The sequence below is a fragment of the Paenibacillus sp. MT86 genome, assembly GCF_058792535.1.
This window is the reverse complement of record NZ_CM179499.1, coordinates 1,613,120-1,626,378: the sequence shown is the minus strand read 5'-3', so window position 1 is coordinate 1,626,378 and position 13,259 is coordinate 1,613,120. Positions and strand designations below refer to the sequence as shown.

Genomic DNA, 13,259 nt, shown 5'->3' with positions numbered 1-13,259 from the left:
CTTTTTTGACGTTGTTCGCTGTTAAAGCGTCTCGATGGAGGTGTGATATTCAACCAAATGCTTGACATGCCGTTCACGTTTTGGTTATATAGTCATATATATAAGCATATAACCTTAACAGGACAACGAAGGCAAGGTGGTGATTCTTATTGAGCGGTACCGTGCATCCAGATAATAGGCCCCTGTTCATCCAGATCAAGGAAAAGATCGAGGACCAGATCGTCAATGACCAATTGCTTGAAGGTGAACAGGTTCCTTCCACGACGCAGCTGTCCCAATTTTACAAAATCAATCACATTACGGTGTTGAAAGGCATCAACCTGCTGGTTGATTCCGGACTCATCTATAAAAAGCGAGGTGTCGGCATGTTTGTTGCTGAGGGGGCCAAGGAAATGCTGCTCCGGACCCGAAAGAGTGCATTTGCGGAACATTATGTGGTGCCTATGGTACAGGAAGCGGACAAACTCGGTTTGTCCACGGATGAGCTTGTTCAAATCATAACCCAGTTAAAAGGAAGTGAACCCCATGAATCTTGATGTACAGTTAGATCGGGTATCGGTGACATACGGCAGCGTCGAAGCCGTCCGCGATATTTCCCTCCGCCTCCCGGCCGGCAAAATTTACGGTCTCCTCGGTCGCAACGGCGCAGGCAAAACCTCGCTCCTGTCGATCCTGGCTTCATTTCGCGAACCATCGTCGGGATCGGTTACGATTGGCGGCGAGCAGCCCTTCGAAAATGCCAAAATCATGAGGGAAGTTTCCTTCATCTACGATGTCGACTATAAAGAGGAGACGGACAAGGTCAAGGCCGTGATTGAATCCGTTGCCAGGTACCGGCCCCATTTTGATACGGCTTATGCCCTGGAGCTTGCCCGCAAATTCAATTTGCCCCTGGATAAACAGCTCAAGCAGCTCTCCAAAGGCATGCAGTCCGCTTTTAACGTATGCATCGGCCTCGCCAGCCGGTCGCCGGTTACCATTCTGGATGAAGCTTATCTCGGCATGGATGCGCCGTCGCGCGAAATTTTTTACCGGGAACTGCTGAAGGACCAGGAGCGCCATCCCCGTACGTTCATTCTTTCCACCCACTTGGTATCGGAGATGGATTATTTGTTTGAGGAAGTCATTATCATCCACAAAGGCCGGTTCATTCTTCAAGACGATTATGAAAGCCTTACGTCCAGGGGTGTATCCATTACGGGCCCCGCGGCCAAGGTGGACGAATTCATCCAGGGCATGAAGGTGCTCAACGTGCAGCAGCTCGGTTCCACCAAGGCCGTCATGGTCTACGGGGATCTGGGCGAGGCATCTCAATCAGCCGCATTGAAGGCAGGACTTGAGATCGGGCCGATCTCGCTCCAGGACTTGTTTATCCATCTGACGGGGGAGGAATATTCCGCATGAAAAAGACGTCATCGCCCGTAAGCAAAGTATCGACGGAAATGTTTATTCAACAAGGCAGCTGGGCCTTGGGTTTTCTAACGATTGTGCTGCTGATCTATATTGGAGCCGGCATCGGCAACAGCATTGGCATCAATGTTCGGGAAGGAATATCAGATGAGGACTTCTTCTCCATCGCTTACCGCTCCACCAAAGGATTTATGCTTGTCATCGGCATCATTTCAGCTTACGGTTTTCTGAGCTATTATGTAAGACACGGCATTACGCGCCGGGATTTCTTTGGTGGTTCCGCTTTAGCGGCCGTCTATCTGTCCCTGGCATTTCCGGTTGCCGCGGCTCTGATCCAGTGGATTGTCTCGCTGTTTGCATCACAAGATGCGGGAAGCACCCGACTGCTGCAGGAGTTCGACAACAGCTGGCTGCTGACGCTCGTTTCCTACGGTATCCAAATCTTCATCTATTACCTGATGGGGTGGATGATTGGATCCGGATTTTACCGGTTTGGCTGGATTCGCGGCTTGGGATGGATCGCCGTTGCCCTCGTGTTGATCGGCTTTATGGATGCATTGTGGCAGTTCGAGCTGGCTTCCATATGGGAACAGTGGTTGCCGGTCACGACAGACTTTTCCGTCACGCTGCCGGTTTCGCTCGCAGGCTCCCTGGCCGTCATCCTGATTGCAATGATTCTGATTCGGCTGATCACCCGAAGAGTTACGATCAAAATGTAACCAATACGCAAAATAAATGGCTGATCCAGGGTAGCACCTTCTACCCCGGAATCAGCCATTTTATGATATAACGCCACCGTATAGATTAAGCGGCACTGCTCTTCTTCTTATTGTAAATGTCGAAGGCTACCGCCGCGAGGAGAACCAGGCCCTTAATGCCTTGCTGCCAGTCGATGCCGAGACCTACGAGCGACATCCCGTTATTGAGGACGCCCATGACGAGCCCCCCAATGATCGCGCCGAAGACCGTCCCGATCCCGCCGGTGGCCGAAGCGCCGCCGATGAAGCTCGCCGCGATGGCATCCAGCTCGAAGTTCGTACCGGCTCTCGGCGTCGCCGCGTTCAAGCGGGCGGCAAAAATCAAACCGGAGATGGCGGCCATGACGCCCATATTGACGAATACCCAGAACGTGACCTTCTTGGTTTTCACGCCGGACAGCGCCGCCGCTTTTTCGTTGCCGCCAAGCGCATAAATATGACGGCCCATCACGGTTTTGTTCATCACGAAGGAATAGATGATAATGAGCACCAGCAGCAGAATCAGGATGTTCGGCAGGCCGGCGTAACTAGCCAGCATGAACGTAAAGGCATTGATCACGGCCGCGATGAGCACCAGCTTCAGAAGGAACAAGCCGCTTGGCAGAACGTCGAAGTTGTATTTTTTGTGGGCCTTTCGTTCCCGCAGCTCATTGATCAGGAAAATAACCGTAAAGATGATGCCGGCCAGAATCGCGATCAGATTGGTGCCGGTGTTCCCGAAGTCCGGAATGAAGCCGGAGCTTAGCTTCTGGAAGCCGCCCGGAAACGGCGCAATGGATTGGCCCTCCAGCACAATCATCGTCAGGCCGCGGAACAGGAGCATGCCGGCCAGGGTTACGATAAAGGCCGGTATCCTCACGTAAGCCACCCAGAATCCCTGCCATGCTCCGATCAGACCGCCGACGATCAAGGATACGATGACGGCAATGACTGGATGCAGCTGCATATCGACCATCATGATCGCAGCAACGGCACCGACGAAGGCGGCTACCGAACCGACCGACAAATCAATATGACCCGTAATGATGACAAGCACCATGCCGATGGCCAGTACGAGAATATAGCTGTTCTGGAGAATCAGGTTCGTGATGTTGATCGGCTCCAGCAGCAGCCCTCCCGTAATGATTTGGAAAAAAATCATAATGACAACAAGGGCGATGATCATCCCGTATTGGCGGATGTTGTTTTTAAACATTTTTTTGAGCGTCTCCATGCTTAAGCCCCTCCATTCTTGGTCATGTATCTCATCAAGGTTTCCTGCGAAGCCTGCTCTCTGCCAACTTCTCCGGTCATCCGTCCCGCGCTCATGACATAAATCCGGTCGCAGATCCCTAAAATTTCAGGCAGCTCCGAGGAAATGACAAGCACCGCCTTCCCCTCATCCGCCAGCTGGTTGATGATCGCGTAGATTTCGTATTTGGCCCCGACGTCAATCCCCCGCGTCGGCTCATCCAGAATCAGGATGTCGGGCCCAGCATAGATCCATTTACTCAGCACAACCTTCTGTTGATTCCCCCCGCTGAGGTTCCCCGTCTTCTGGAGAATGTTCGGCGTTTTGATCTTAAGCTTCTTCCGCATGTCTTCCGCCACGAGAATTTCTTCCCGATCATCAATGACCATGTTCTTTGCCAGCTTGGACAGTCCGGTCAGCGAGATGTTGCGTTTGATATCGTCCATGAGGATCAGCCCGTATTCCTTCCGGTCCTCGGTCACGTAAGCAAATCCGTTTTCAATCGCCTCGTTGATGGATTGATTCCGGATTTCCTTGCCGTCTTTCCGAAGCGTACCCGTGATGTTCCGGCCGTAAGCCCTGCCGAAAATACTCATCGCAAGCTCGGTCCGGCCGGATCCCATCAGCCCGGCAATGCCCACGACCTCCCCCCGGCGGATATTCATGCTCACGTTGTCAATCACTTTTCGGCCTGCTTGCAGCTCGTGATACACCGTCCAATCCTTAACCTCCAGGATGACCTCCCCGATCTTCGGGGTCCGCTCCGGATAGCGGTTCGTCAAATCCCGGCCGACCATGCCGCGGATGATCCGATCCTCGTTCACCTCGCCGCCTCTCATATCCAGTGTTTCAATGGTCTGGCCGTCGCGCAGAATCGTAATGGAATCCGATACCTTCGACACCTCGTTCAATTTATGGGAGATCAGGATGCAGGAGATTCCCTGCTTCTTGAATTCCAGCATCAGCGCAAGCAAATTCTCGCTGTCGTCCTCGTTGAGCGCCGCCGTCGGCTCGTCCAGAATAAGCAGCTTCACCTTCTTGGATAAGGCCTTCGCAATTTCGACCAACTGCTGCTTGCCGACGCCGATGCTGCCCACCTGCGTATTCGGGTTCTCGCTGAGTCCCACCTTATCGAGCAGCTCTTTGGCCCCCGTCATCGTCTCATTCCAGTTCATGATTCCCTTCTCGGCACGCTCGTTCCCCAAATAAATGTTCTCGGCAATCGACAGATAAGGGATCAACGCAAGCTCCTGATGGATGATAACGATGCCCAGGTCTTCGCTTTGCTTGATGTTTTTAAATTCACAGACGCTGCCTTTGAACAGAATATCTCCCTCATAGCTGCCGTAAGGATACACGCCGCTCAGTACTTTCATCAGCGTGGATTTGCCCGCTCCGTTCTCCCCGCACAGGGAGTGGATCTCGCCTTCGCGAACCTTCAGATTCACCTGGTCCAGCGCCTTCACCCCGGGAAACGCTTTCGTAATGTTCCGCATTTCAAGAATGTACTCTGACATCTGGCTTCACCTTCCTATCCTTTCGTGTTCGCTTGCCTAAAGACTATTTCAATCCGATTTCTTCCTTGGAATAGTAGCCCGTCTCCACAACCTCTTTCTCCACGTTTGAAGCATCCACGGATACAGGGGGAAGCAAATAGGCAGGCACGACCTTGATGCCGTTGTCGTACGATTCCGTATCGTTCACCTCGGCCTCTTTTCCCTTCAGCACGCTCTCCGCCATCTTCACCGCCTGCTCGGCGAGCTGGCGCGTATCCTTGAACACCGTCTGGGTTTGCTCACCAGCCACGATCGATTTAATGGAAGCAAGCTCCGCATCCTGACCCGTGATGATCGGCAGCGGCTTGCCTGCCGTCCCGTAGCCTACGCCCTTAAGCGAGGAGATGATGCCGATGCTGATCCCGTCGTAGGGCGACAGCACCGCGTCCAGATTCTCGCTGGAATAGTTGGCGCTGATCAGGTTATCCATCCGCGACTGCGCCAGGGCGCCGTCCCAGCGCAGGGTCGCAATCTGGGCCATCGTGGTCTGTTTGCTCCGAACGACAAGCTTGCCCGAATCCATGTAAGGCTTGAGCACGGACATCGCGCCGTCATAGAAGAAGTAAGCATTGTTATCGTCCGGCGATCCGCCGAACAGCTCGATATTGAACGGCCCCTTCCCTTCCTTCAGGCCAAGCTTCTCTTCAATATAGGAGGCTTGCTGAACGCCGACCTGGAAATTGTCGAAGGTGGCATAATAACTCAAATGCTCGGTGTTGCGGATCAACCGGTCGTAGGCGATGACCTTGATTCCCTGATCATGGGCCTTCTTGATCACGTCGGTCAGCGTATTGCCGTCGATCGAAGCGATGACGATCACGTCGACCCCTTTCGTAATCATGTTCTCGATTTGGGAAATCTGGTTTTCAATCACGTCCTCGGCGAATTGAAGGTCGGTTTTATACCCTTTTTCCTGAAACAGCCGCTCCATGTTCTTCCCGTCAGCCACCCAGCGTTCGGATGATTTGGTGGGCATCGCAAGGCCGACGTAACCCTTCTCAGCATCGCCGGTTTGGCTTTCGGCGAGGTTGCAGGCCGTCAGGGCCAAGAGCAGCACCGCGATCAGCAATCCTGGCAATCCTCTCTTCATCGGTAGTTCCCCTTTCCGAAAAATGAAATCGAGAGCGCTTACAACCGAAGGTTCGAAAAGCCTCTCTGTACTAAAAAGGATACCTCCGTTCGGGTGGAGGGGTCTTTCCACGAAAACAACCTTTTTTATAATTTTCATACTTTTGTTGTTCGGCATTCTTGCGAGATGTGCACAATATGCTCCATGGGAACCGGTCCGAATGACTTTATCGTCATCAAAAAGAGCCCCCGGTTTGTTGTTTGCCAACGAACCGGAGGCTCTCTCCATGCTGCAGCGTATATCCGCCCGCAACCAGATGTTCTCTTTCCATGCATCCATGGAATTAAAAAGGCCGGCGGGCACTAACGCCCGCCGACCATACTGCGATCACATGCCCGATTGCAGCATTCTTGCCAGGATGGCCGCCGTTTCCGCGCGCGTTGCCGCCCGCTCCGGCGCCAGCCTGTTCGCTTGGTCGCCCGTCAACAGTCCTGCCTGCGAAAGCTGATCGACTGCCCCGCGAGCCCATGATGCAAGCTTGACATCGTCGGCATATTGCAGCGGCGCTCCCTCGGCCTCCTTGCCAAGTCCCGTCGCTTCCATCGCCCTTGCGATCATGACGATCATTTCCTGACGGGTCACGGCCGCATCCGGACGGAAGCTGCCGTCCGCATACCCTTGGATCAATTCCGCCTTATAGGCGGCTTGAACGTCGGCTGCAAACCATCGGCCCGCCACGTCGTTGAACGAAGCAGGAACCGCGGCCGCTCCGCTCGGATGGATCCCCAGCATCCTGACCAGCATGGCGGCAAGCTCCGCCCGCGTGATGGAGCGGCCCGGCTCAAAACGGCCGCCCTCCGTCCCCTGCACGATGAGCTTGTTCGCGAGCAGTTCGGCGTCGGCTTCAGCCCAATGCCCGCTCATGTCGGTGAATGCGCGGCGGCTCTCCAGAACGGTATAGGTTCCCGATGTCTTCAAAGTGAGAAGGGCATTCTCGGCCGAAGCGAAACGGGCCGGAACGTGTTTCCATCGTCCGGCGGCTTCATCGAGGTAAGCTGCCGTCAAATACCGGCCGTCGGCCAGCATTCGCTCTGAAGGCGCGAAGGTTGCGGATAATCGGCCATCTGCCAGCGGCTGCGCCGTTCCGTCCGGCTTCCACGCGTTCAGCGACACGGAGAACGGCTTAAGCCGCATACTCGCTCCCGTTTTTCGCGAGAGCTCCACGAGTCTCGTCTCCGTCTCGTCATCGGCCGTTCTGATCGTGAGCCCGATGAAAGCCGCAGATAAATCCGATGGCAGCTCGCCAAGTTCAGCCAGTGAGAAGACTAATACGCCCTGCGGCGTGCGCCACTCCAACACCGTGCCGCTGACAAGCTCCTGCAGCCGCTCCACGACGGCAGGCTTCATGAGCAGCGACCATTCCTTCGTTCCGCCCTTCGTTTCAATCACGATGCGGCCTGAACTCAGCTGTTCGTGCTCGAGCGTGATCGTCTGGCCGGATTCACCGTCGAGCACCAGATCGACGGTGAGACCGCGATCTTCCCCTTCGGGCGGTTTCACCCCGCCGGCATCGCCCGGCAGGCCGACGGCGTTGCCCGGGCTTCCGCCGGAACCAGGATCACCGCCTGAGTGAGCCGGCGGCAAAACGGCAACCTCGGCTGTGGTGCTTAAACCTTCGTAGGTCACGGTCATGGACGATTTCCCTGACCGGATGCCGTGCAGCCGGCCCGCTGCATTCAGGGATGCATAGCCTCTGTCTGCAAGACGGTATGCAGCTTCCGCGGTCACATCGGAGGACGTGCCGTCCGAGTAATGTGCAGTTACCCGGATCTGGCGATATTCGCCCTCCCTCACTTCATACCGGGAAGCATCCAGGGTCAATCCGGTCGGCACGGCATAAACCGTGACGGGGGCGGCGGCTGACAGCCTGCCGGCATCAGCCTCATAGACGGCCTGCATGACGGTACGCCCGGTACGAAGACCTGTGACATACCAGGAACCGTCCTCGGCCCGCGCCACCCGGATCAGCCCATCATCATATTGAAAGCGGGCATCTGCGGTTACGTCCGAGGTAGCATCCCCGTAAGTCACCTCGACGACCGTGCGCACCGATTCGCCGATTTGAAGGCGGTACGAGGGCGGCGTAAACCATATGCCGTCGGCAAAGGTCACCTGCACGCCATCCCGAATCGGCTCGCCGCCGATCCAGGCGCGAATGTCGGCCACTCCCGGCTCGGTTGAACGGACTTCCGCCGTAAACACGCCGTTCTCGCGGTACGTGGCTTCCGTCACGGTGCCAAGCGTTGTTTCAAGCCGGATATCGGCCCCGCTCCCCGTGTTGTTGCCAAAGACATCCCTCACCGAGATGGTAATCGTCGAGGCAGCAGAGCCGTTAGCCGGGATTGCCCCGCTGTCGGCGGACAGCTCCGATGCAGCGGCCGAAGCGGGACCCGGCAGAAATTCGACCTCCGCCGTATCTGCAAGCTCGCTATCGTCCACGGATGCCGTAATGACGGCAATGCCGGCCTCGGTTGAGATCAGCGATGCCGTGTACCGCCCCTCGGCCTCATATACAGCCGCGGAAACGGTGCCGATCGAGGAATGAATCCGAATGTCCGCGGGCCCGCCGTCATCCGGAACCGTATTGCCCGCGGCGTCCTTCAGCTGCACCGTAATCCGCGCGGATTGCTTGCCGTCGGCCGTCAGCCCGGTCCGGTCCGCATCGACCGTCGAGCGAAGCGCCGAAGGCTCGCCCGGCTCGAAGGATACCGTCACTGCCGAGGCGATCCGAATGCCGTCCAAGGTTCCGGTAATGACGGCTGTTCCGGCCCTATTCGATGCAACGCCGGCCGTGTAACGGCCATCCGCTTCGTACTTCGGCTCCGTCAGCAGGCCAAGCGTCGACGCCAGCTTAAGCTGGAGCGATCCGGCATCGGAGCGGAGCTCGTTTCCGTAAGCGTCCTTCAGCAGTACCGTCACGATTGAACGGCTTAGCCCGTCAGCGGTGACGACTGCCCGGTCGGCTGACAATATCGTTTGGTCCGCCGAAGCCGGGCCAGGCATGAACTGCACCGACGCCGTGTGCGCCAGCGGCACATCGTTGACCGTTCCCGTGATGACGGCCTTGCCTGCCGCCGTGCCGGCCGTCAATATGGACGTGTACGTACCGTCATGATGATCCGTCATCCGTCCCAGCGTTCCGGCCGTCGTCTCCACCAGGACCTTGTCGCCTCCTGCGGTCAACGCATTGCCGAAGGCATCCTTCAGCCGAATCGTGACAACCGTTGACGTGCTGCCGCCCACGGTGATTGCTTTGCTGTCCGTCTCGATGATCGATTCGGCCGCGGATGCCGCCCCGGCGAGAAGATCAACCGATACGGGGTGCTCCAACGGCACGCCGTTTACGGCACCCGATACGACGGCTGAACCGGAAACCGTGCCGGCCGTCAGCATGGCTGAATACGTGCCGTCGCCATGGTCTTGAACGCTGCCCAACGTTCCGGCCGTCGTGGTTAACACGACCGTATCACCGCCCGTCTTCAATTCGTTGCCGAAGGCATCCTTCAACTGCAGCGTCACGGTTGTTGTGCTGGCGCCGTCAGCCGGCATCGCCGGGGATGCTGCCGTCAGCAGCGATTCGCTCGCCGAAGCCGCTCCGGGCTCAAAATCAGCGGACGCGGTCTGCAATAGCTTCGCACCGTTCACCGTCGCGGTGATCGTTGCCGGACCGGCAACCGTCGGTGCCGTAAGCACGGCCGAGTATGTGCCGTCCCCATGATCCGTTACCGCTCCGATCGAGCCGGCGGTCGCGCTCAGACTCACCCTGTCGCCGCCGGACGTCAGGTTGTTGCCGTAGACGTCCTTCAGCTGCACGGTCAGCGCCGTTGTGCTTGACCCGTCAGCCGGGAGCGCGGACGCCCCCGCTGTGAGGAGCGATGTTGCCGGAGAAGCGGCGCCCGGAACATACGCGATGTCCGCCGTCTGCGTGACGGTCTTGCCGTTCAGCTCGGCCCGGACGACGGCCTTGCCGGCAGTCGTCGGCGCCTTAACGGTAGCCGTATAAGTGCCGTTACCGCGGTCCGTGACGGCGGAGAGCGTGCCTCCGCTTGTTTCGACGGATACCGCGTCGCCTCCTTGCGTCACCGGGTTGCCGTAGGCATCCTTCGCTTGGACCGTAATGACGGCCGTACTGACTCCGTCTGCCGTAATCGAGGCCGGGTTGATCGACAGGCTCGTCGCTGACGGCGATGCCGCTCCGGCAACGAAGTTCAAGCTTGCCTTGCCGGCAAGTGCCGAGCCGTTGACAAAACCCGACACCGTTGCGGTTCCGGCGGTCGTGGGCGCCGTCCAGGTCGCGCTGTACGTCCCGTCGCCGTGATCCGTTACCGCACTCAGGCTGCCTGCAGTAGCCGACAAGGTTACGGTACCGCCCGAAGCAGCCAAACGATTGCCATGCGTATCCTTCAGCTCCACGGTAACCCTGGTCGTGCCGGTTCCGTTAGCCGGTACGCTTGCGTTCGCGGCGCTGATCGTGGATGCCGACAGAGACACGGGGCCGGGCACGATGCTTACGTTCGTCGTTTGCGCGAGCCTCACGCCATTAACCGATGCCGATACGACCGACATGCCCGTTGCCGTCGGCGCCGTCAGCGTCGCGGTATACGTTCCGTTGCCTTGATCCGCAACGGAACCGATGGAGCCGATGCTGGCCTGCATCGTCACGGCATCGCCGCCTGTCACGAGATCATTGCCTCGCGCATCCTTCAATTTTACGGTTAACGTCGTGGTCCCCGATCCGGCCTGGAGACTGCCTGAAGCAGAGGCAAGGCTGGATTTGTCCGCGGAGGCGGCCCCCGGGACGAACGAGACAACGGCCGTTTGTTTGATCAAAGAACCGTTCAATCTGGCCGATACTTCAGCGGTACCGGTCGTGGAAGCCGAGCTCAGCGTCGAGGTATAGGTTCCGTTGCCTTTGTCGGACACGGCCCCGATGGTGCCGCCGCTTGTGCTCATGGACACGGTACCTGCTGAAGCCGTCAACGCGTTGCCGTAGGCATCCCGGAGCCGTACCGTCAGCATCGTTTTACTGCTGCCGTCGGCAACGATCGAGACGGGAGCCGCTGACAGTTCCGAGGTTTGCGTGGACGCTCCCGCGGGAAGAATCTGAATCGCGGCCTTCTGCTGCATCGCCGCCCCGTTCACCGCGGCACTGACGGTCCCGCTGCCGGCGGCCGTGCCTGCCGTCAGCACAGCCGTATAGGTCCCGTCCCCATGGTCGGTTACCCTCCCGGCCGTGCCGTGCGAGGACTGGATCGTTACCGTGTCGCCTCCGGACACCAGCGGATTGCCGTGCGCATCCTTTAAGCGGACGGTCACCGCCGTGCTTCCGCTTCCGGCCGTGAGCGTGTTCTGCCCCAGGCTGATCGTGGATGCCGAAGCCGATGCGGCTCCCGGGACGAACGTGACCGCTGCCTTCTGCGCGATCGGCGTTCCGCCCAGCTCCGCCGTTACGGTTGCCGTACCGACGGAAACGGGCGCTTTCAGCTGTGCCGTGTACGTCCCGTTCTTCCGGTCCGTCACGCCGGACAGCGTACCGGCGGTCGTCTTCATTTGCACGGTACCGCCGCTCGTCGTCAACGGATTTCCGTTGCTATCCTTCAGCTGCACCGTCACGGTGGAGATACTGCTGCCGTCCGCCGGAATCGATGCCGGGCTCGCGGTGACCGTTGAAGTGACGGCCGAAGCGCCAAGCGGATTGAACTTCACCGTGCCGCTTGCGCTCATGGGATAACCGTTAATGATGCCCGTAATCGTTGCGGTTCCGGTCGTCTTGGACGACGTCAGTTCAGCCGTATACGTCCCGTCCCCGTGATCGGTGACCGGACCGAGCGTACCCGCTGTCGTGCTAAGCTGAACGGTCCCTTCGCTCCTGCCGATGTTATAGTTGCTTCCTTCCTTGAGCGTTACGGTGACCGTCGTCTTGCTGGTCCCGTCCGCGTCGATGGAAGCGGGACTGGCGCTGATTTGCGTCCGGGCCGGATATACTTGCAGCGCAGACGTGTAATATACCAAAGGGCTGGCATCCGATATGCCCAGTTCTCCCCTGCTGGTCCAGCCTGCGCCCCATACGGTACCGTCCGCATTAATCGCAAGGGCATGGTTGTCGCCGGCAGCGAATAGATCTGCGTCGCCGAGCAGCTTTGTTGCCACTTGGAGGTTCCGGTTCTGCATGCCCCACCACCACAGGGTTCCGTCGCTTTTTAGAGCCATGCTCAAGCGGCCGCCGCCGGATATCCGGACTACATTCGTAAGCGGCAAGGAACCTGCCTGCTGAACCTGAATCGCCGTGTTGGAAGAGGTCAGTCCCGGGTTGCCCAGGTTAAAATTCTCATTGTATCCCCAAGCCCAGACGGTTCCGTCTCCCTTCAGAGCCATGCCGCCCAATCGATTACCTTGGATATCGGCAATGCCGGTTAAAGGCTGTCCGGCAGAATCGATCACCTGTACCGGATAGTCGGAGTCGGCCGTTGATCCGTTGCCCAGCGCTCCGAAGCCTCCGTAGCCCCAGGCCCATACCGTTCCGTCGTTCAGCAGCGCAACGGAATGGTATTCGCCCGCCCCTATGGCCTTCACGTCGTTGAGATAAGATCCGCTTGACGCCTTGATGCGTACGGCCCGGGGATTGATGACGTCATAATAATCGGTAAGCGTGCTGCTGGAATTGGATCCCCACCCCCAAGCCGATCCGTCTTCCTTGATGGCCAGAACATGGTTGTAAGCCGCGGCGATGCTGCGTACATTCGTTAGCGGCCCGCCGCCGGACTCCGTTACCTGCACGGCACGATGCTGATTATCCGATGCACCGTTGCCGAGCGTCCCATAGACTCCCCTGCCCCAGGCCCATACGGTGCCGTCATTCAGCAGCGCGACCGAGAAATAGCCTCCGCCCGTCACGAACTTCGCGTTTCCCAGCGGCGTACCGTCGAATTTGGTCACCGGTACGGGTCGGAATGCATTATCCGTTGTACCGTTGCCCAGTGCTCCCGCACTGTTGTCCCCCATCGTCCAAACCGTGCCGTCTCCGGCAATCAGCAAGGAATGAAGGTATCCCGCTCCGATTCCTTTGATGCCGGCGGGGGCCGCGGATGCGGCATGCGCCGGCTGCGGCAGATTCGGCATGATCATCAGGAATGCGAGCAGAAGCATCGCGATTTTTTTCAATCTGCGCAATGGAA

At 58.1% G+C, this 13,259-nt stretch carries 7 protein-coding genes; 3 read left to right on the top strand and 4 right to left on the bottom strand.

The annotated features are described in order from the left end of the window. The first annotated feature begins 149 nt into the window (after nt 1-149). From AC3RCL_RS06905 to AC3RCL_RS06895, 3 genes are read left to right on the top strand one after another with little or no spacing between them, the layout of a single operon-like run. Nucleotides 150-536 carry a GntR family transcriptional regulator gene (locus AC3RCL_RS06905; protein WP_015733895.1) on the top strand — a complete coding sequence of 129 codons (387 nt, stop codon included), beginning with the start codon at nt 150-152 and terminating at the stop codon, nt 534-536. Continuing rightward, entirely contained in the window at nt 526-1,404 is an 879-nt protein-coding gene (locus AC3RCL_RS06900) for an ATP-binding cassette domain-containing protein (protein ID WP_015733894.1), read from the top strand. Before AC3RCL_RS06905 ends, AC3RCL_RS06900 begins: the two co-directional genes overlap by 11 nt. Next, a complete protein-coding gene (locus AC3RCL_RS06895; RefSeq protein ID WP_015733893.1) occupies nt 1,401-2,129 on the top strand; it encodes a hypothetical protein in 729 nt (242 codons plus the stop codon). The genes AC3RCL_RS06900 and AC3RCL_RS06895 overlap by 4 nt, the downstream gene beginning before the upstream one ends. An 85-nt stretch (nt 2,130-2,214) precedes the next feature. Here the strand turns inward: AC3RCL_RS06895 and mmsB are convergent, their stop codons facing one another. From mmsB to AC3RCL_RS06875, 4 genes are all read right to left on the bottom strand, one after another. After that, nucleotides 2,215-3,381, bottom strand: coding sequence for a multiple monosaccharide ABC transporter permease (mmsB, locus tag AC3RCL_RS06890; RefSeq protein ID WP_009591707.1), 1,167 nt, complete (start codon nt 3,379-3,381; stop codon nt 2,215-2,217). Nucleotides 3,382-3,383: 2 nt separating this feature from the next. After that, nucleotides 3,384-4,916: a multiple monosaccharide ABC transporter ATP-binding protein gene (mmsA, locus tag AC3RCL_RS06885; protein ID WP_145038703.1), complete on the bottom strand. Its 1,533-nt coding sequence runs from the start codon at nt 4,914-4,916 to the stop codon at nt 3,384-3,386. Between the two features lie 43 nt (nt 4,917-4,959). Then, complete coding sequence (gene chvE / locus AC3RCL_RS06880; protein WP_492535016.1) at nt 4,960-6,045, bottom strand: multiple monosaccharide ABC transporter substrate-binding protein; 1,086 nt, start codon at nt 6,043-6,045, stop codon at nt 4,960-4,962. Nucleotides 6,046-6,411: 366 nt separating this feature from the next. Beyond that, nucleotides 6,412-13,254, bottom strand: coding sequence for an invasin domain 3-containing protein (locus AC3RCL_RS06875; protein ID WP_492535015.1), 6,843 nt, complete (start codon nt 13,252-13,254; stop codon nt 6,412-6,414). Nucleotides 13,255-13,259 lie beyond the last annotated feature (5 nt).